Origin of the sequence: Pseudomonas sp. GL-B-12, assembly GCF_019955895.1 — a bacterium.
In the GTDB taxonomy this organism is placed as follows: domain Bacteria; phylum Pseudomonadota; class Gammaproteobacteria; order Pseudomonadales; family Pseudomonadaceae; genus Aquipseudomonas.
Genome location: NZ_JAHBCX010000031.1, coordinates 1 through 19,825, shown reverse-complemented (window position 1 = coordinate 19,825; position 19,825 = coordinate 1). Strand labels below are relative to the sequence as shown.

Here is a 19,825-nt window from a genome sequence, read left to right as displayed (position 1 = left end):
TGGCAGCGACGGGCGAAGGTTAGCGAGGTGGGTTCTCATGTGCAAGCCCGAGTGAATATGAAAAAACTCATAACCCTGTGGTTCGCGATCTAGCCCACTAGGAGGACCACCATTTGTAGCGGGCCCTAGTGGTTTAGTGTGGCGCTACCTCGTCAAAAACATGTTCACACTTGCCTCGAAAATTAGGCGAGTTGACCTACCATTGAGTAGTCTCGGGGTACTAGAAAACTCTGTTATTGCCCTCAGTATCGAATGTAGATTCGCCCCTGTATTCACTGTTTCATTCCTTCGTACACCTGCACGTTTGATAACGAACAGCAAGTCCAACGAGTCTCCCAAAAACCGCCACCAGAGAATCAACGAATGGTTATCGAAGCATTTTCCGCAATTGTCGATGCTGTAAGGCTTTGGAAGGAAAGAAACCATGAGACAGCTGAAGAGCTGAACAAGAAGCGTGAAGCCTTAAAGCTAGTCATGGATGCGGTGATTGCTACGAAAGCTTATTTGTATGACCTTGATCAAGGTATGGAACCATCGCGCTCCACCGAAACGTTACTAGCTCGCAGTTGGAGTAGCGCTTCAATTGCGATTAGTAAATATGACTACGAATTGTTTAGTTCAGCTCGACTAAAAGCTCTAGGCTGGGCTGATCCTCGGGAATGGAAGCGAGCCGAAGTTCGTCCATGGGTAATCAAACTGGATGTCATTATTGATCAATGCAACTACTTACTCGATCAGGAGTGAGAAACGTAAGAGCAAAATGCCCAGAAAAATGTGACCCTTCGCCCACAAAAAAACCCACTGACCGTCGCCGGTTCAGTGGGCTTTTTTTGATTGGGTCTCTAATTACAGAGCCATATCACTCGCAGCATTAGCCTTCGGTGCCTTCACAGCAGTGTCGACAGTCACTGGCGTCACGGCCGGTGCGATCACCGCGGGTGGCGGAGTCAGTTCCAGCACCTTGGCGGTATAAGCCCACTCTTCAGCAACCTTCTCAGGGCTGGCGTTCAGCTGAGTGCCGTAGCTCGGTACGATCTGGTGCAGTTTTGCCTGCCACTCAGGGGTCGCGACCTTGTCCTTGAACACTTTCTGCAGCACGGTCAGCATGATCGGTGCGGCGGTCGATGCGCCTGGGGAGGCGCCCAGCAGGCCGGCGATGCTGCCGTCTTGCGAAGCGACGATTTCGGTGCCCAGTTTCAGCACGCCACCGGCGGCTTCGTCACGCTTGATGATCTGCACGCGCTGGCCCGCTTGCCACAGGCGCCAGTCTTCAGCCTTGGCGTTCGGGAAGTACTCTTTCAGAGCGTTCATACGGTCTTCGTCAGACAGCATCAGCTGGCCTGCCAGGTACTCGACCAGCGGGTATTCCTTGATGCCGACCTTGGTCATTGGCCACACGTTGTGCGTGGTCGTGGTGGTCAGCAGGTCCAGGTACGAACCTTCTTTCAGGAACTTGGTGCTGAAGGTCGCGAATGGGCCAAACAGGATCACGCGCTTGCCGTCCAGCACGCGGGTGTCCAGGTGCGGAACCGACATCGGCGGAGCGCCAACGGAGGCTTTGCCGTAGGCCTTGGCCAGGTGTTGTTCGGCGATGGTCGGGTTCTCGGTCACCAGGAACGAGCCGCCCACCGGGAACCCTGCGTATTCCTTGGCTTCAGGAATGCCGGACTTCTGCAGCAGGTGCAGGGCACCGCCGCCGGCGCCGATGAACACGAACTTGGCGTCGGTTTCGGTCTTGCTGCCGTCTTTCAGGTTCTTGTAGCTGACGCGCCAGCTGCCGTCTTCGTTCTTGGTGATGTCCTGCACTTCGCTGGACAGCTTCAAATCGAACTTCGGCGTAGTTTGCAGGTGCGCGACGAACTGGCGGGTGATCTCGCCAAAGTTCATATCGTTGCCGAGCTGGCTCCAGGTGGCCGCGACTTTCTGGTTCGGGTCACGCCCTTCCATCATCAGCGGCACCCACTGCTTGATCACAGCCGGGTCTTCGGAGTACTGCATGCCGGCGAACAGCGGGCTCGCCTGCAGGGCTTCGTAGCGCTTCTTCAGGAACTTGATGTTGTCATCGCCCCACACAAAGCTCATGTGCGGAGTGGAGTTGATGAACGAACGCGGGTTCTTCAGCACGCCTTGCTGAACCTGCCAGGCCCAGAACTGACGGGAAATCTGGAACGCTTCGTTGATTTCAACGGCTTTCGCGATCTGGACGTTGCCCTTGTCGTCTTCCGGGGTGTAGTTCAGCTCGGCCAGGGCGGAGTGACCGGTACCGGCGTTGTTCCAGCCGTTGGAGCTTTCCTGGGCGACGCCGTCGAGGCGCTCGACCATTTCCATCGACATGCCGGGTTCCAGCTCATTGAGCCACACACCCAGGGTCGCGCTCATGATGCCGCCGCCGATCAGCAGCACATCGACTTTCTTTGCCTCTTGCGCGTGGACGGAAGACATCCCCATCGACAAAGCCAGCCCCAGCAGGGCCGTGTTCACTTTCTTAAACATCTGTAGCACCTATGATAAAACGCCATCCGCCCTTCCATCCCCACGCGCACAGCCCCATGTTTCACGGCAGTCACGGGTGCGGCACTCAAGGATTGCAGGGTGGGCACACAAGGCCGATGAACCGCATCGACCCCACTTTAATGTCCCTTCTGAACTGACTTTTTATCTTTATTGGCTTCAGCTACTTGAGCGACAGTGATTCCGTCGGCACGTCTCAAGGACATGCAAACTGAATAGGTCAAACCAAGTTGGCGCGCAGAATATCACGACAAGGCTTACCCGCGCGTCTGTTCCCGACCGGTTAGTCCGGGCCCGGGCGCCCGGCCTTCTATACTCATCCTGTTTTTCTCAACGAGTGTGTCAGGAACAGCCATGAGCGATAGGAGCAGTCATGAGCGATAAAGACGATCTGCGCAAGTACTCCTCTCAAGTGATCGACGGCGTGGAGGCCGCTCCGGCACGCGCCATGTTGCGGGCCGTGGGCTTTACCGATGCAGACTTCACCAAGCCGCAGATCGGCATCGCTTCGACCTGGGCCATGGTCACGCCCTGCAACATGCACATCGACAAGCTGGCGCTCGAAGCTGAAAAAGGCGCGAATGCCGCCGGTGCCAAGGGCGTGATCTTCAACACCATCACCATTTCCGACGGCATCGCCAACGGCACCGAAGGCATGAAGTATTCGCTGGTGTCCCGCGAGGTGATCGCCGACTCCATTGAAGTGGTCACCGGTTGCGAAGGCTTCGACGGCCTGGTGACCATCGGCGGCTGCGACAAGAACATGCCGGGCTGCCTGATCGGCATGGCACGGCTGAATCGCCCGTCGATCTTTGTCTATGGCGGCACCATCCAGCCGGGCGCCGGCCACACCGACATCATTTCCGTGTTCGAGGCCGTTGGCCAACACGCGCGGGGCGATATCAGCGAGATCCAGGTCAAGCAGATCGAGGAAGTGGCGATTCCCGGCCCCGGTTCCTGTGGCGGCATGTACACCGCCAACACCATGGCCTCGGCCATTGAAGCATTGGGCATGAGCCTGCCCGGCTCCAGCTCCCAGGAGGCCATTGGCGCCGACAAGGCCTCGGACAGCTTCCGCGCCGGCCAGCAGGTGATGGAGCTGCTCAAGCTCGACCTCAAGCCGCGCGACATCATGACCCGCAAAGCCTTCGAGAACGCCATTCGCGTGGTGATCGCCCTCGCCGGCTCGACCAACGCCGTGCTGCACCTGCTGGCCATGGCCAATGCGGTGGATGTCGAACTGACCCTGGATGACTTCGTCGAGCTGGGCAAGGTCTCCCCGGTGGTCGCCGACCTGCGCCCCAGCGGTAAATACATGATGAGCGAACTGGTGGCCATCGGCGGCATTCAACCGCTGATGAAGCGCATGCTCGATGCCGGCATGCTGCACGGCGATGTGCTGACCGTCACCGGCCAGACCCTGGCGCAAAACCTGGCCAGCGTGCCCGACTACCCGGCCGGCCAGGACGTGATCCGGCCTTTCGACCAGCCGATCAAAAAGGACTCCCACCTGGTCATTCTGCGCGGCAACCTCTCGCCCACCGGCGCCGTGGCCAAGATCACCGGCAAGGAAGGCCTGCGCTTCGAAGGCACGGCCCGGGTCTATCACGGCGAGGAAGGTGCGCTGGCCGGCATTCTCAATGGCGAGGTGCAGCCCGGCGAAGTGATCGTGATCCGCTACGAAGGGCCCAAGGGTGGCCCGGGCATGCGCGAAATGCTCTCGCCGACCTCGGCGGTCATGGGCAAGGGCCTCGGCAAGGAGGTGGCGCTGATCACCGACGGGCGTTTTTCCGGTGGTTCCCACGGTTTCGTGGTCGGTCACATCACGCCGGAAGCCTTTGAGGGCGGGCCGATTGCGCTGGTCGAGAATGGCGACAGGATCATCATCGATGCTGAAACCCGGCAGATCACGGTGGATGTCTCCGATGCCGTGCTGGCCGAGCGCAAGTCGCACTGGGTGCGGCCGCCGTCCAAGTACACGCGCGGGGTGTTGGCCAAATATGCGAAGACTGTTTCCAGTGCTTCGGAGGGGGCTGTGACGGATAAATATCTTTAGGCCGTGAGGACGGTGTTGTTAGATAGGACGCCATCGCGAGCAAGCTCGCTCACACAGGAATCGAGGTCGTACACAAATGCTCCGTACACCTGATTCACTGTGGGAGCTTGCTCGCGATGGCGTCCTGTCTGGAAACAAACCGATCCACCCGATCACCGTGCTGTCGTCATCGAGTGTTTTTGCGCCATGCCGCGCAAAGACACCAGCAACAGACAGGCAAACGCCCCAACCACCGCGATGGCCATGTCCTTCTGCGAATCCCACGGATCGTTTTGCGCGCCGACGAAGGCGTTCGCCGTGTCATTGCCCAGGAAGGCACCGCCGATCCACTCCACCAGTTCGTACACGGCGGACGTCGACAGCATGATGTTCAGGGTCACAAAAAACAGCCAGAACCCGCGCAGCGGCGTCAGTCGCCGCAGCACTTCGCGCACCGGATAAGCCAGCAGCAGCCCGTAGCTCAGATGCACCAGGCGGTCGTAGTGATTGCGGTGAACACCAGGCGCCCGGTCGAAACTGAAGCCCAACCACGCCGAAGACCAATGATCGTAAGGCACCAGGGAATAGGTGTAGTGGGCGCCCAATTCATGCACGCACAAAAACGCAAACACCAGCGTGATGGAAGTCGCCGACAAACGGAACCGACGAGAAACCGCCACCAACGTCCCCACCAGCAACAGCACCAGCAGGTTTTCCAGCGCCCAGTCCACTTGGCTGCGGGGAGAAAAACCCGACACCACGACAATCACCAGGAATACCACGAGCAATGTCATGTCGTGCCGTAAACGTTGGTTCGGCTGCATGACTGCAATACCTCGAAGTCAGGACATCGCCCTTTTAACTTCGAGGCAAGGCCGCCGGGCAAGTTCGCTTTTTTCCTCCAATGCATGCTAGGTTGTACGATGACTGACGAATGATCGTCCAGTCGTCGCGCTATCCCTACAACAACAAGGAAACACCCATGAAAAAAGCAAAAGTGCTGATCGGTTTTCTGTGCCTGTTCAGCGGCTATGTCGCCGCCACCCCGGTTGCCGCGGACAAGGACGTGGCCCAGGCGGTCGACCACCTGACCCAGGCCATGCTGCACAAAGACATCCCGCAACTGAACGCCTTGACCGCCGAGAACCTGACCTACGGGCATTCCAGCGGCAAGATCCAGGACAAGCAGGCCTTCATCGCCGACATCGAAACCGGCAAAAGCGCGTTCAAGACCCTTGAAATGCAGAACCAGACCATTACCGTCTCCGGCGATGTCGCACTGGTCCGCCACCACTTCTCGGCGCAAGCGCTCAAAGGCACTGAAGTAGTGCCGACCGAAATCGAAAACTTCCAGATCTGGCAAAAACAGGAAGGCAAATGGCTGTTGGTAGGACGGCAGGCGTACAAGTTCTGATGCATTGGTAAAACCACCAGCGTACCTGTGCGAGCTTGCTCCCACAGGGTTCCGGGTGAATCAACTACCTTTCCACTCCCTGGGGCTCAGCCCGGTCTTGCGCCGAAACGCCCGGGCCAGTGCCGAAGGGCTTTCGTAACCGACTTCCTCGGCGATCAGCGCAATCGGCCGGCCCTCGCGCAGGCGTTTCTGCGCCAGGCTGATGCGCCAGCTCACCAGATAATCAACTGGCGTCTGCCCGACCACCCGGCGAAAATGCTCGGCGAAACTGGCCCGCGACATGTTGGCGGCGACCGACAGTTCAGCCACGCTCCAGGCCTTGGCCGGGGTTTGATGCATCAGGCTCAGGGGCCGCGCCAGGCGCGCATCGGCGAGGCCGGCCATCATGCCCGGTTGCTGGCCCGTGGTGCTCAGGATGTGCCGCAGCAACAGAATCACCAGCAGCTCGAACAGGCGATCCATCACCGCTTCGCGCCCGCAGGTACCGTCGAACGCCTCGTTGAACAGCCATTCCAGGGTCCCGGCCAGCGTCGGGATTTCATCGAGCTTGAGCACCAGATAATCCGGCAGCGCCGCCGCCAGGGCATTGCCCGCACCGCCGTCGAAATCCAGGGTCGCGCACACCAGTTGCGTGCCGGACGCTTCAGACGCAAACAGGCGATGTCGATAGGGCCGGGGGAAAAAGATCAGACTCGGTTCGGTCAGTTGCAGGTCCGGCTGATCGCCCAATTTCAGCAGCAACTCGCCCGCCTGAAGCAGGTGCAAATGACCGCTGGCCTGTTGGCCATCGTAGGCGGCGGTGCCGCAGAACGTACCGCTATGAAAAGTGCCGGCATTGACACCGAAGTGTGTCAGCAACGTGGACAAGCGATCCATGACAGGCTCCCGGAAGCAGTTCTGGACGATCTGTCGCATATCCTCGACGATTCGCACCCAATACACCAGCCTCTCTACCTAACATGAGCTCCGTACCCAGCGCATTTCGCGCCTTACACCACGGAGTATCACCATGACCCGCATTGCCCCGATCAGCCTGGAACACGCCACCGACGCTACCCGCCCGCTGCTGGAAGGCGTGCAGAAGAAAATCGGCTTTCTGCCCAACGTCTTCAAAGTATTGGCCCACGCCCCGGCGGTGTTGGCCTCGTACCTGCAAAACTCGGCTGCACTGGGCAAGACCTCCTTGAGCGCCAGAGAAAAAGAAGCGGTGTTTCTCGCCACTTCGCAGGTCAACGGCTGCGACTACTGCCTGGCCGCTCACACGCTGTTCGCCGGCAAGGCCGGGCTGTCGGGCCAGGACATCCGAAGCGCGCGCCAAGGCGAGCTCGACGCCTATGCCACCCTCGCCCGCCAGGTCACCGAAAGCCGTGGGCACCTGACCGTCGAGCAGCTCGCCGCTGCCCGTGCCGCCGGTATCAATGACGGCAAGATCATCGAGGTGATCGCCCATGTGGCTTCGCAGACGCTGACCAACTACCTGAACAACACAGCGCTGACCGACATCGACTTCCCGGCTATCGAGGCCTGAGAGGGTCGTTGAGCAAAATACCCAGGCAAACGACAACTCGTGGCGAGGGAGCTTGCTCCCGTTGGATCGCACAGCAATCCCCTTTTTGGGGCCGCTTCGCTGCCCAGCGGGAGCAAGCTCCCTCGCCACAGGTGCAGTGTCACATCTGATTGACCGGAATCACCAGTCGGTCAGGTATTGGTTTTCAACTTGGTCCACAGCCGCGTGCTCAACCGTGCAATAGCCGCGGGCAAGTCCTCGACGGTAAACAGCTTGTCCATCACGCTCTTGGGCGGATAGATCGCCAGGTCCTGCTTCACCGCCGGGTCGACAAAGGCATCCGCCGCACTGTTGGGGTTGGCGTAATGGATGCTGTTGCTGATGTTGGCAATCACCTTCGGCTCCAGCAGGTAGTTCATGTAGGCGTAGCCGTTCTTCTCATGGGGCGCGTTCTTGGGCATGACCACCATGTCCAGCCACAACGTGGAACCTTCGTCCGGGATCGAGTAGGCAATGTCGATCCCGTTTTTCGCCTCCCTGGCGCTGGCGGCGGCCTGCACGATGTCGCCGTTGAAACCGATCACCGCGCAGACGTTACCGTTGGCCAGGTCGCTGATGTACTTGGACGCATGGAAATACTGGACGTAAGGCCGGATCTTCAGCAGCGCCTGCTCGGCTTTCTTGTAGTCGGCAGGCTCATGGCTGTGGGGCGGCAGGCCCAGGTAGTTAAGCGTGATCGGCAGGATCTGCGTCGGGTTGTCGATGATCGCCACCCCACACTCGCTGAGCTTCTTGATGTTGTTCTCGTCGAAGAACAGGCTCCAGGAATGGGTGACGTCGGTATTGCCGAAGATCGCCTTGATCTTCTCGACGTTGTAACCGATGCCCGCCGTGCCCCACATGTACGGATAGCCGTACTGGTTGCCCGGGTCGTTGACCTCAAGCTTTTTCATCAGCGCCGGGTCGAGGTTTTTCCAGTTGGGCAACTGGCTCCTGTCGAGTTTCTGGATGGCGCCGGCCTTGATCAGGCGCGACAGGAAGTGGTTCGACGGGCTGACCACGTCATACCCGGTGTTGCCGGTCATCAGCTTCGATTCCAGCACTTCGTTGCTGTCGTGAATGTCGTAGGTCGCCTTGATTCCGGTGTCCTTGGTGAAACTGGCCAGGGTGTCGTCGGCGATGTAGCCGTTCCAGTTGGAAATGTTGACGGTTTCGTCGGCATGAGTGACGACGGAAAAGGTCGAGATCAGGGCCACTAGGGAAAGCGTATTGACGCGCATGTTGAATCACCTTCGATGGGAAGTGCTTTTGTTCTTGTTGTGACGTGGGTGTTTTCAGATTTCGCTTCTGGCCCGGACCGTTTCCACGCGCATACGCAGCATGGCACCGATGTCGAGCAACGGCTTGGGTGGCAGCCAGCCGGGCTGCGCTCGGGCGATGACCGATTGCAGCAACGGTGAATCACAACCCGAGGCCAGCTCCGCCAGCAAGCGACCCCACAGCGTGCCCCGCGCCACGCCGGAACCATTGCACCCGGCCACGGCGAACACGCCCTCCTCGACTTTGCCGAAATACGGTTGCCCGGAACGCGAAGCGCTGAGATGGCCGGTCCAGGTGTATTCGATGTCCTGCTCGCCGAGCATCGGGAACCGTCGTTGCAACCCCAGCACATGGTGTTGGCGGCGAGTCGACAATTCGCTCAATGACAAATCCCGCGAGCGGTATTCCGCGGTGTTGCGGATCATCACCCGGCGATCCGGGGTCAGGCGCACCGTGGCGCCCAACGGGCGGGTCGACAGCACGCCCCAGGACGCTGGCGCACCAAGGGTTTGAAACTCTTGATCGCTGAGCGGCCGCGTGAGGCTGGCGCTGAGTTCCATCGCGAATGTGCCGCTGTCATCGATGCCCGCGCGAGGGATAAAGGCGTTCAGGCAGACCAATACCCGTTTGGCCTCGACGCAGCCGTTTTGGCCCCGGGCGCGAATTTGGCCGTTGCCCAGGCGCTCAAGGCCCGTGATATCAGTGTTTTCGTAGACCGTCACTTTCGGTGGTAGGGCATCGAGCAAGCCCCTCACGTACTTTGCCGGTTGCAGCAGCGCATTGCCGTTGCCGCACCAGATCGCGGCGCGGTAGTGCCGGCTGCCGAGTTTCTCAAGCAATGGCTCGCCCTGCAGAAACTGCGCGCTGGCGCCCACGGCACGCAGGGTCTGCAACTTGGCCTCGACCTGGGTCAGCTTGCGTGGATCGCTGACGGCGAAGAAATAGCCCGATTCCCTGAAATCGCATTCGATGCCATGGCGGGAAATCTGCTTGCGGACCTCGTCGGTGGCTGCGCGGCCGATTGCCGTATCCACTTGATACCCGGCGAACCCGTCGCTACCCAGTAGCTCACCAGTGGCGGGATGCTCATGGGCCACCACAAAACCGGAATTGCGCGCCGAAGCGCCTTGGGCGGCCCGCTGCCGGTCAACGACGACGATGCGTGCCTGGGGGTGCATTTGCGCCAGGGTGTGTGCGGCACTGAGGCCGGTGATGCCGGCACCGATCACCAGCCAATCGGCCTGTTGCGTGCCTTTGAGTGGATCGCGCAGGGTCGGACTCCCCGCTTGCGCAATCCAGCCACAGATATTTTCCATGTGTCACCTCAGGTTCTTGTTCTGCGAACCGTCTCGATCCAAAGCAGCACTGCATGCAGGATTTGCATAAATGGTTTTCGAAGACGGTGGCGATGACTAGAATCTAAAGGCTCCAAACACGGGCAACCAACGTTATTAAATCATCGAGGCATTCTGAAAACGCATGGACAAGATTCGCCACGTGCTCTCGCTGCAGGGCTTGCAGGCCTTGGTCGAGGTTGCCGGGTCGGGCAGCTTCACCCAGGCGGCGCAAAAGCTCTGCCTGACCCAAAGCGCCGTGAGCCGACAGATCCAGCAACTGGAGAGTCACTTTGGTGTGCCGCTGTTTGTCAGGAGCAGCCGCAGCCTTCAACTGACCGCCGAGGGCGAACAGGTACTGGCCAGCGCCCGCAGCATCCTCGAACAGTTGCGCAGCCTCGAAGACCGGCTCGCGCCGCAAAAACGCCCGTTCCGCATTCGCATGCACGTGTCACTGGCGGTGCGCTGGCTGCTGCCCAGGCTGAGCGAGTTCTACCGGCATCACCCGGAGGTATCCCTGGCAATCGAAACCGTGGCCACCGAAGTGGTTGAGCCGGCCAGCGACAGCGACGCCTACATTCTTTATCTGCCGGAGCCGGCCACAGCGCCCGATTGCCTGACCCTGTTCGAGGAAGCACTGGTGCCGGTGTGCGCGCCGGGCCTGGGCAGTCCGGATCGGCCATTGGCGGCGCTGGAAGATTTGCCGGGGTACGCCTTGCTGCACCGCTCAAGCGACCAGAATGACTGGCAAGTCTGGCTGTCAGCCAACGGCGGCAAGGCGCTGCAGGACTATCGGCACATCCCCTTCAACCTTGACGAACTGGCACTCGATGCGGCCGCGCGGGGCCTGGGGGTGGCGATGACCGACATGACCCTGGCGGGCGAGTCGATCCAGCGCGGCGAACTGGTGATTCCTTTCGGCGAGCCGTTGAAGACCCGGGGGATTTACTCGTTGTGCCTGCAACCCTCGGCGGCATCGCATCCGGCGTGCACACCGGTCATGCAGTGGTTCATCGCACAAACCACTGCATGACCCTGTAGGAGCGAGCCTGCTCCAGGTGGCGCTCCGACGATTGCGGTGTAATCAGACAACAGTTTGATGTTGAAGCGGCCAACCCTTTCGCTCTCCACCCGCAAAACTGCACTTAATACAGCTGAACTTCATCTCACGCACCCGCGCTGGAAGTTACTGTTTAAAAAAGCGCCATTCAAAAACTTACACACTTAAAATACACTCACTCTTTCCAATCGTACTGTCACCCCCACCAGACATCACCATTAAATATATTGAATCGATTAATCGAAGATTTTTATCGACCTTTTTAAATACAATCCACCCACATAAAAACCCTACAATACATACCGCAACGAAACATCAAACCCAATGAAAACCTGTGCCGCAAGGAGTGCTAGCATGCACCGAAACATTTTTCGACTTTCAACCACACTACTTACAATATATGCTTTCCTATTTTCTGATTCATTAAAAGCCGAAAATGGCTGGATTGGTTATACTTGGAGAACCCCACCCCAACCCGATATTATATCCGCCTGCCGGGCAGTAGCAGAGATAATATTTTCGCCACCTTACTGGCCTCATCCACAGGAAGATGTCAAAAAAGAAACCATCCGCATCACGAATATGCGATACCAATTTGTTAATCCTGTAATGGCTTACTGCTCAATACAGATGCGAAGCTCATACTTCCCGCACGAATTCTATCCGTTTAATATAACCGTATATAGGGACGACGTGCGATGCGTTGCTGGAAAGTCATTTAATCCAGGGACAGGTGCATGCGACGCAACGACTGGAGAAGTCGATAGAAAACAGCTAGGCATCCCACCATTTCAAAGTTGCGACTCAAATACCTTTACTGGAAATCCGATAAACTACGCAACAGGAAATAAAGTTCAGGTCGAGCATGATTACATTGCCTCAAGCGGTTCACCATTGACCCTAGAGAGACATTACAACAGCAAAGAAGGTGTTTGGAGACACTCATACTCCCAGCGTCTATTTATAACTTCTGACAAGGTAGTTATGAGGCAAGATGATGGCAGACAGATTCACTTCACTCGCTCAGGTAATGTGACGACCCCCGAATCAACAGAGCTAGGGCATCTGACCCTACTCGAAAACGGAAATTGGTTTGAGTCAACTTGGACCTATACGTCCTCCAACAATGAACAATTAGTGTTTGATTATCAGGGAAAACTAATTTCAAAAAACAACCCCCTCGGCCAGAAAGTGATGATCAGCTACTCAGGGGATGCAGCAACCTTGACAGATGAGTACGGAAAATACTTGACATTAAAAGAATACGGGTTAGGCCAACCCCTTTCTGTAGAGAACCAAGATGTGAAGATTACCTACTCCTATAATGATCATGGACAGTTAAGTTCTGTCGGCATCAAATATCAGGATGACGAAACCACAGAATACAGGACCTACTTATATGAGATCAGTACGAACTCAAACCTCCTCACGGGCATGATGGATGAAAGAGGGGTACGCTTTGCAACTTGGAACTATGACGAGCAGGGTCGCGCCATATCAAGCGAACATGCCAATGAAGCCTATAAAAAAACCATTACATATAACATTGATGGATCGACTTCCGTCACCAACGAACTCGGAAGAACAACAACTTACAAATTCGAAACCATTCAAGGTGTTAAGAAAGTAACATCCATTACTGGCCAGCCATCAAGCAATTGCCCACTTAGCAATTCAACCTTTGCCTACAATGACCGCGGTCAGATTTCCGAGAAAACCGATACAATAGGGAATGTCACTGTCTTTCATTACAACAATAGAGGATTGGAGGTTAGTCGCACTGAAGCCAGTGGCACACCACTCGCCCGAACAACCATTACCGAATGGGACTCTTCACGCCATTTAAAAACAAAGGTAATCGAACCCAATCAAACCAAGCTTTACACCTACGATGACACCGGAAGACTCTCAAGTAAACAGGTCACCTCAAACTGAGCTTCCTAATTTTAGAAGGATCTAATCATGTCATTTCCTGCGTCTCGCCTCGGCATTCTTACTGTGTTGCTGGCTTGCACATCGGTAACACTGTGTGCATCGGCTGACAGTACGATTAATTACACTTATACGGCCTTTGGCCAAGTCGCCAGCATCGATGGGCCGCGAATCGATGTGTCCGACGTCACGCAATATACTTATGATATTCAAGGTAAATTGAACAAAATTATCAACGCGCTCGGCCAAGTCGTCGCTCTATCCAATTTTGATAGCCAGGGACGGCCGCAAACACTTACTGATCCCAATGGGGTTGTAACTACCTTTACGTATACCCGGCAAGGCTGGCTGACCTCCAGCAGTACGGCTGACTCTACCACTCAATATGTTTACAACGCAGTCGGCGACCTCATTCGAATCACCGCTCCAGATGGCAGCTTTCTAGCTTATACCTATGACGATGCTCGTCGCCTGACAGGTGTAACCAATGCCTTGGGGGAGAGCCGGAGCTATACCCTTGATGCAATGGGTAATCGCACGGTAGAGCAAATCAGGGACGCCAGCGGTGCTCTGACGCATCAACAGCAACGTACCTATGACGAACTGGGGCGTTTGCTGACTCATGTCGGAGCTAGCGGCCAAACAACTCGATATGCCTATGACCTCAACAACCAGTTGACCCAACACACCGATGCCCGCAGTAACGCCACCAGTCAGGCATTTGACGCCTTGGGTCGAGTCACTCAAGTGACGGATCCACTCGGTGGAATCAGTGCGCTGACTCACAATACGGACGACAAACTCACCCGTTTTGTGGATCCGCGCGGAGTAACGACGCAGTACGTCTATGATAATCATGGTCGGGTCATACAGGTGCAAAGCCCGGATGGTGGCACTTCATCCTTTACCTACGACAACAGCGGAAATCTCACTCAGAAAACCGACGCCCGAGGTGTGATCAGCACGTACCAATACGACGCGCTGAACCGCCTAGTCGCCCAGCACTATCCGTCAAACCCAGCGCTGGACGTGCTATACACTTACGATCAAAGTTCCGCTGAGAATAAAGGTATAGGGCGTCTTACCAGAATTCAGGATACCAGTGGCACAGTTTCTTACAAATACGACGGACGCGGACTGCTCATCGCACAGGATAGTGTCCTGAACCTGAATGAGATCAGCGTGAGCATCCCTCAGAGCTTCACCTATGACAGTATTGGACGGCTGACAAACCATAACTACTCTGACGGCATCGCACTGAACTACGCTCATAATGCCGTGGGTCAAGTCAGTGCGGTAAGTGCTGTTTTTATGGGTAAAACATTCTCTATCGCCAGCAATATCGGTTATGCCCCCTTCGGCCCAGTGTCGCAACTGACGTGGGGGAATGGCATGTCGTTGACCCGCACTTACGATCAGGACTACCAACTCACCACCCAAAGCGTCGGCACGTGGCAGAATCAATACAGGCATGATGCGGTAGGCAATATAATCGACCAAAAAAACAACCTCTGGGGGGCGGTGCAGTATCAATATGATGCTCTTAATCGCCTGACGCGGGAGCAGACAACCAACACCCATAAGGACTATTTCCTTGATGCTGGGGGCAATCGCACCCTGCGCACCACAACCGATCTCGTAACCGGCAACATCATCGAGTCTCAGTACACTACCGTGGCTGCGGACAGTAACCAACTCGAGACAGTTAACGGGTTTTCACTCTCCTATGATGCCGCTGGCAACGTACAGCAACACAGCAATGGATTGAGTTACACCTACGACGACAGCGGACGGATGAACGCGGTTTATCAAGCGGGGACACAAAAAGTGGCGTCCTATACTTATAACGCAAAAGGTCAAAGAGGCATTCAAATCAACTATGATCCTTTGAGCGGTGCAATCATTAGCGGTAGCGTCTACCTCTACGGACTGGCGAGAGAACTGATCGGACAGACGGATTACAATCCTATTGGTCAACCAACTTTTGCCTACTATTGGGTCTGGCTTAAGGGCATGCCTATCGCACAATTTAAGTTAACTTACAACCAAGGCTCTTATACTGATAGCGAACTGGTCTACCTTCACTCGGATCACTTGAATACACCACGACTGGCAAGTACGGATCGAGTGGTGTGGAGTTGGGTGAGTGATGCGTACGGCGATGCGGCGCCGAATGAGGATGTAGACGGAGACGGAGTTATCACCCGCATTCCATTGCGATTCCCTGGTCAGTTTTATGACGCGCAAACACAGCTCAATTACAACTACTTCAGGGATTACGACCCGCAGACCGGGCGCTATGTGGAAAGTGATCCGATTGGGCTTAACGGCGGGCTAAATACTTACGGATATGTTTATGCAAACCCGCTTAAGCTTATAGACCCATATGGATTGGCAGTAGGATTTGATGACTCTCCCGGTAGCGCAGCTTTAGAAAAAGCTTATGACGAGGTAAGAAAAACAAAACATGGGGAGGAAATTTGTAGGAAACTGGAGGAGGACCCCAACTACTATCTGATTACATCGAAAGACTCTCATAACTCCGCTTGGTATGAAGGCAAGGTTCGGGCAATTAGAATTGACCCGAACTATAGTCCCATGACGAATACAACCCAAGGTGATCAACGTGCCAATACGACCACAATCATGGCACATGAGGTTGGACATGCGGCAACCAAGACATGGGATGATGGGGCAAGCCAGATGAACAATGTGAATGCCAACGAGAACCCAGTGAGAAGAGAGCTTGGCCTTCCAGAAAGAACTACTTATGAATACAAGTCATGCGGATGCTAAACATGAACAAAATGTCTACTACATTGTTATTTTTAGCGATTACAGCACCTCAGTTCGCGAAAGCTGAGTGCGCAGAGGCATATTGGATTCCTTTTGATGCCGAGCTATACGCCCCTGAGAGCGAGTCATCAATTGAGGCGCGTGCATTTGAGAAGCGAGCCATATCTGTCTCTGCAGCAGAGTCGTTAAGCCCTCAACTATTTCCTAGCCATGAGGCACCCGACTACAAGCCTGGAAATACAAGAGTTCTTATTCGCCTTCCGGGAAAAGAAACTTACATTGATCGATTTGGCTGGATTCGCCAAGGCAACACTTATGGCAAGGCAAGCGCACCAGAAATTGAAGAAAAGTTATCTACGCCATGCGTTGATAAATAGCCCTGTAGGACGGGGCATTTGACCCGTGCAAAACAGAACGCTACGACTTAGGCTGTAGCGTTCCTACTAGATCTCGCTCTTGAGCGCCTCAACGATCTCTCGCGCTGTGGCATAGTCGCTCAGCTGTTTGATATCGGGGCCAGCCGTATCAACTTCCCCAGCAGGATGTTCAGATTTTTTCGGTTTTAAGTATCAGGTTAGGCCGGCACGGTGTTCACGTTGAGCCAGCGCCTACAAGTGTGGGGGCCGGAAAGTTTGATACGGTCTGCGGGCTAAGGTTGATACCCTGGGCCGGAAAACTTTGAACACCCTGCTGTAAGCACGGAAGAGTTGCTGTGTACTATATTTAGGCCGACCGGATTAGACAACAGGTATTAAAAAAATGAAAAAAATCATACGGTTTTTTTGTTAACAACCCAAACCGACTGCGAACAGATTAAAATAGATAAATGCTTGGACAATGGTGGCCGCTGGAACTATGAAAAAAGTCAGTGCGAGCACAAATAATATAGCCATCACTAATTTCCACATTTTCTAGTGCTCCATACTTTCTAGCGGGTACCGACTTTCCCACCCCTCAGCACCGGCCTTGCGCCGGTGCTTTCTTGCCAACACGATTACGGTGCCCCCCAGGTTGTAATAGCCATCAAAATCACCTCCTCAAACTAGAGCGTCTCCGGCAACTAGATTGCCAATACAGTTCTATTAAAACCGAGGCCCAATTTTAGTAAATCCGCTCACACATTAGTTGCATTTGACTGAGAGACATTCGGTGCCATCAATCATCCTCATGCAACTTGATGCCGCGTTTATGCAACACATGGGGCACCACCAGCACCAACAATGTCAGGGCGAGGAAGAACGCCGAGATCGGTTGCGTGACGAACACCGTCCAGTCGCCCTGGCTGATGGACAAGGCGTTGCGCAGTTGTTTCTCGGCCATCGGCCCCAGCAGCATGCCGACGATCACCGGGGCGACGGGGAAGTCGAAGCGGCGCATCAGCACCCCGCCCCAGCCAATGGCCAACATCAGGATCAGGTCGAAGGATGAGTGGCGCATGCCATACACGCCGATGGTGGCGAATACCAGGATGCCGGCGTTCAGGTACGGCCGGGGGATTTGCAGCAGTTTGACCCACAGCCCCACCAGCGGCAGGTTCAACACCAGCAGAATCACGTTGCCGATGTACAGCGAGGCCACCAGCGTCCAGACCAGGTCGGCAGAGGTTTCGAATAGCATCGGTCCCGGTTGCAGATTGTAGTTCTGGAACGCCGCCAAGAGGATCGCAGCGGTAGCGGACGTCGGGATGCCCAGGGTCAGCAACGGCACCAGAGACCCGGTCGCGCTGGCGTTGTTGGCCGCTTCCGGGCCAGCGACGCCTTCGATGGCACCTTCGCCCTTGTTGGCGGAAAACTCCTTGGGATACTTGCTGAGTTTGCGTTCGGTGGAATAGGACAAAAAGGTCGGAATCTCGGCGCCACCGGCCGGAATCGAACCAAACGGAAAACCGATCAGCGTGCCCCGCAGCCACGCGGGCACCGAGCGTTTCCAGTCGGCGCGGGTCATCCACAACGAGGTCAGGCGATGCCGGCCCTCGTTTGATTCCGTTTGATAGAGCAGGCTGTACAAGGCCTCGCCCACCGCGAACAAACCGACCGCCACCAGCACCACCTCGATACCGTCCACCAGTTCCGGCACGCCGAGGGTGTAGCGGGCAATACCCGAGGTCGAATCCAGGCCGATCAAACCGATGGTCAGCCCGACACCCAGCGAGGCAAACCCGCGCAGCATCGAAGCGCCGAGCACCGCCGACACGGTGGTGAACGACAGCACCAGGATCGCGAAGTACTCGGTCGGGCCGAAATTCAGGGCCAGCCTGGCCACGATGGGCGCAAACAGCGTCAGCAAAATCGTGGCGATGGTGCCGGCGACGAATGAGCCGATCGCCGCCGTTGCCAGCGCAGGTCCCGCCCGGCCATTGCGCGCCATCAGGTTGCCTTCCAGCGCCGTGACCATCGACGAAGACTCGCCGGGCGTGTTGAGCAGGATCGAGGTGGTGGAGCCACCGAACTGCGCGCCGTAATAGATACCGGCGAACATGATCAGCGCGCCAGTGGGGTCGACCTTGGCGGTGATCGGCAACAGCAGGGCCACCGTCAGTGCCGGACCGATCCCCGGCAACACGCCGATGGCGGTGCCGAGCAGGCAGCCGATGAACCCCCACATCAGATTGATCGGCGTCAGCGCCGCGGCAAAACCCATCGCTAGGCTTGAAAGAATGTCCACGGTGTCGATCTCCTTTCAAAGCCAAATGTTGATCAGCGACGGCAGGGAAACCCCCAGCCCGGCGTTGAACAGCCAGTAGATCGGCAGGGTCAAGGCAATGCCGATAGCCAGGTCCCGCACAGGATGACGGCTGCCGAACCCCCGCGCCGAACAGGCAAACAGCAACCCGGCGGCCAGCACAAACCCGATCAGATTGATCAGCAGCGCCACCCCGACAAGCCCCGCGGTCACCCACGCAGCACCGGTTTTTCCACCGGGCACCGTGGCGGCGTCGTTATCCAGTTCGCGAAAACCGCCACTGACGGCCTGATACCCCAGCAGCAGGCCCACGGCACCGAGAAACGCCGCCACGACATAGGGATAGACGTACGCCGGGAGGATGACGAAACCCATTTCGGGCGGAAACCGGTAGGCGCCGATCGCCAACACGACGCTGATGGCGATCAGGCCGATGCCGACCGCCAATTGCGTCGGCACCACTGCGCGCTGTGTGGCCATCTCAAAGCAGCCCGACCTTGACCAGCATGGCGTGCAACCGCACGTGTTCTTCCTCGACGAATTTGCCGAACTCATCGCCGGTCAGCACGCTGGGCGTCCAGGCGTTGGCCTGGATATTGTCCTGCCAGACCTTGCTGTTGGTGGCGGCCACGACCGCGTCGATCACCTCTTTACGCTGCTGCGGGGTGAGGCCCGCTGCACCGTAAACGCCGCGCCAGTTGCCGATCGTCACGTCATAGCCGCTCTCCTTGAGGGTCGGTGCATCAATGCCGGGAACGCGCTCCGGCGCGCCGATGGCCAGGACACGGAACTGACCGGTCTTGATGTATTGGCCCAGCTCGGCGTAACCGCCGGTGATCACCTTGAGCTGGCCGCCCAGCGCCTGGGCAACCACCTCGCCTCCGCCACCAAAGGCCACGTAGTTGACCTTGTTGACCGGCACGTCCAGCTTGCCCGCCAGCTCGGCGATGCCGATGTGATCCACCGAGCCCTTGGAGCCGCCGCCCCAGGTGATGCTTGTCGGATTGGCCTTGAAGGCCTTGATCAGGTCATCGAGGGTCTTGTATTCAGACTCCTTGCGCACGGCGATCACGTTGTATTCGGTGAACAGCCGGGCAATGGGCGTCACGTCCTTCAGGCTGATCTGCGGTTTGTTCTGTTCGATGCCCGCGACCATGATCGCGCCGACCACCAGCAATGCGTTCGGGTCACCCTTGGTGCTGTTGGCAAACTGCGCCAGCCCCAGGGTCCCGCC

General features: G+C 56.7%; 16 protein-coding genes. 8 read left to right on the top strand and 8 right to left on the bottom strand.

Annotated elements, in window-relative coordinates:
* The first annotated feature begins 363 nt into the window (after nucleotides 1–363).
* Complete coding sequence (locus KGA85_RS17355) at nucleotides 364–744, top strand: hypothetical protein (protein WP_223456055.1); 381 nt, start codon at nucleotides 364–366, stop codon at nucleotides 742–744.
* A 102-nt stretch (nucleotides 745–846) separates the two neighbouring features.
* Here KGA85_RS17355 and mqo read toward each other — a convergent pair whose 3' ends face one another.
* The gene (gene mqo / locus KGA85_RS17350) at nucleotides 847–2,493 is read right to left on the bottom strand and encodes a malate dehydrogenase (quinone) (RefSeq protein WP_223533316.1); all 1,647 of its coding nucleotides are present in this window, start codon (nucleotides 2,491–2,493) and stop codon (nucleotides 847–849) included.
* A gap of 391 nt (nucleotides 2,494–2,884) precedes the next feature.
* Here mqo and ilvD point away from each other — a divergent pair, with 391 nt between their 5' ends.
* Nucleotides 2,885–4,567, top strand: coding sequence for a dihydroxy-acid dehydratase (ilvD, locus tag KGA85_RS17345; RefSeq protein ID WP_223456057.1), 1,683 nt, complete (start codon nucleotides 2,885–2,887; stop codon nucleotides 4,565–4,567).
* 152 nt (nucleotides 4,568–4,719) lie between these two features.
* On the opposite strand, the gene KGA85_RS17340 is transcribed toward ilvD, so the two are convergent.
* The gene (locus tag KGA85_RS17340; RefSeq protein ID WP_223543266.1) at nucleotides 4,720–5,370 is read right to left on the bottom strand and encodes a DUF2238 domain-containing protein; all 651 of its coding nucleotides are present in this window, start codon (nucleotides 5,368–5,370) and stop codon (nucleotides 4,720–4,722) included.
* Nucleotides 5,371–5,528: 158 nt separating this feature from the next.
* On the opposite strand from KGA85_RS17340, the gene KGA85_RS17335 reads away from it, so the two are divergent.
* Nucleotides 5,529–5,960: a nuclear transport factor 2 family protein gene (locus tag KGA85_RS17335; protein ID WP_223456059.1), complete on the top strand. Its 432-nt coding sequence runs from the start codon at nucleotides 5,529–5,531 to the stop codon at nucleotides 5,958–5,960.
* 60 nt (nucleotides 5,961–6,020) lie between these two features.
* On the opposite strand, the gene KGA85_RS17330 is transcribed toward KGA85_RS17335, so the two are convergent.
* The gene (locus KGA85_RS17330) at nucleotides 6,021–6,836 is read right to left on the bottom strand and encodes an AraC family transcriptional regulator (RefSeq protein ID WP_223456060.1); all 816 of its coding nucleotides are present in this window, start codon (nucleotides 6,834–6,836) and stop codon (nucleotides 6,021–6,023) included.
* Nucleotides 6,837–6,969: 133 nt separating this feature from the next.
* Here KGA85_RS17330 and KGA85_RS17325 point away from each other — a divergent pair, with 133 nt between their 5' ends.
* Complete coding sequence (locus KGA85_RS17325) at nucleotides 6,970–7,488, top strand: carboxymuconolactone decarboxylase family protein (protein WP_223456061.1); 519 nt, start codon at nucleotides 6,970–6,972, stop codon at nucleotides 7,486–7,488.
* Between the two features lie 170 nt (nucleotides 7,489–7,658).
* Here KGA85_RS17325 and KGA85_RS17320 read toward each other — a convergent pair whose 3' ends face one another.
* Nucleotides 7,659–8,747 (bottom strand): polyamine ABC transporter substrate-binding protein, encoded by a 1,089-nt coding sequence (locus KGA85_RS17320; protein WP_223456062.1) that lies wholly within the window; start codon nucleotides 8,745–8,747, stop codon nucleotides 7,659–7,661.
* Between the two features lie 54 nt (nucleotides 8,748–8,801).
* Nucleotides 8,802–10,103: an NAD(P)/FAD-dependent oxidoreductase gene (locus tag KGA85_RS17315; protein ID WP_223456063.1), complete on the bottom strand. Its 1,302-nt coding sequence runs from the start codon at nucleotides 10,101–10,103 to the stop codon at nucleotides 8,802–8,804.
* A gap of 163 nt (nucleotides 10,104–10,266) precedes the next feature.
* Here KGA85_RS17315 and KGA85_RS17310 point away from each other — a divergent pair, with 163 nt between their 5' ends.
* From KGA85_RS17310 to KGA85_RS17295, 4 genes are all read left to right on the top strand, one after another.
* Nucleotides 10,267–11,154 carry a LysR family transcriptional regulator gene (locus KGA85_RS17310; RefSeq protein ID WP_223456064.1) on the top strand — a complete coding sequence of 296 codons (888 nt, stop codon included), beginning with the start codon at nucleotides 10,267–10,269 and terminating at the stop codon, nucleotides 11,152–11,154.
* Nucleotides 11,155–11,535: 381 nt separating this feature from the next.
* Nucleotides 11,536–13,116 (top strand): DUF6531 domain-containing protein, encoded by a 1,581-nt coding sequence (locus KGA85_RS17305; RefSeq protein WP_223456065.1) that lies wholly within the window; start codon nucleotides 11,536–11,538, stop codon nucleotides 13,114–13,116.
* A 27-nt stretch (nucleotides 13,117–13,143) separates the two neighbouring features.
* Nucleotides 13,144–15,909 (top strand): RHS repeat-associated core domain-containing protein, encoded by a 2,766-nt coding sequence (locus tag KGA85_RS17300; RefSeq protein WP_223543265.1) that lies wholly within the window; start codon nucleotides 13,144–13,146, stop codon nucleotides 15,907–15,909.
* Between the two features lie 2 nt (nucleotides 15,910–15,911).
* On the top strand, nucleotides 15,912–16,286 hold the full coding sequence (locus tag KGA85_RS17295) for a hypothetical protein (RefSeq protein WP_223456067.1): 375 nt from the start codon (nucleotides 15,912–15,914) through the stop codon (nucleotides 16,284–16,286).
* Between the two features lie 778 nt (nucleotides 16,287–17,064).
* Here the strand turns inward: KGA85_RS17295 and KGA85_RS17290 are convergent.
* The 3 genes from KGA85_RS17290 to KGA85_RS17280 all read right to left on the bottom strand — a co-directional run.
* A complete protein-coding gene (locus KGA85_RS17290; RefSeq protein ID WP_223456068.1) occupies nucleotides 17,065–18,573 on the bottom strand; it encodes a tripartite tricarboxylate transporter permease in 1,509 nt (502 codons plus the stop codon).
* 15 nt (nucleotides 18,574–18,588) lie between these two features.
* A complete protein-coding gene (locus KGA85_RS17285; RefSeq protein ID WP_223456069.1) occupies nucleotides 18,589–19,071 on the bottom strand; it encodes a tripartite tricarboxylate transporter TctB family protein in 483 nt (160 codons plus the stop codon).
* A 1-nt stretch (nucleotide 19,072) separates the two neighbouring features.
* Nucleotides 19,073–19,825 (bottom strand): tripartite tricarboxylate transporter substrate binding protein (locus KGA85_RS17280; RefSeq protein ID WP_223533313.1); only part of this gene is annotated, 753 nt, incomplete at its 5' end.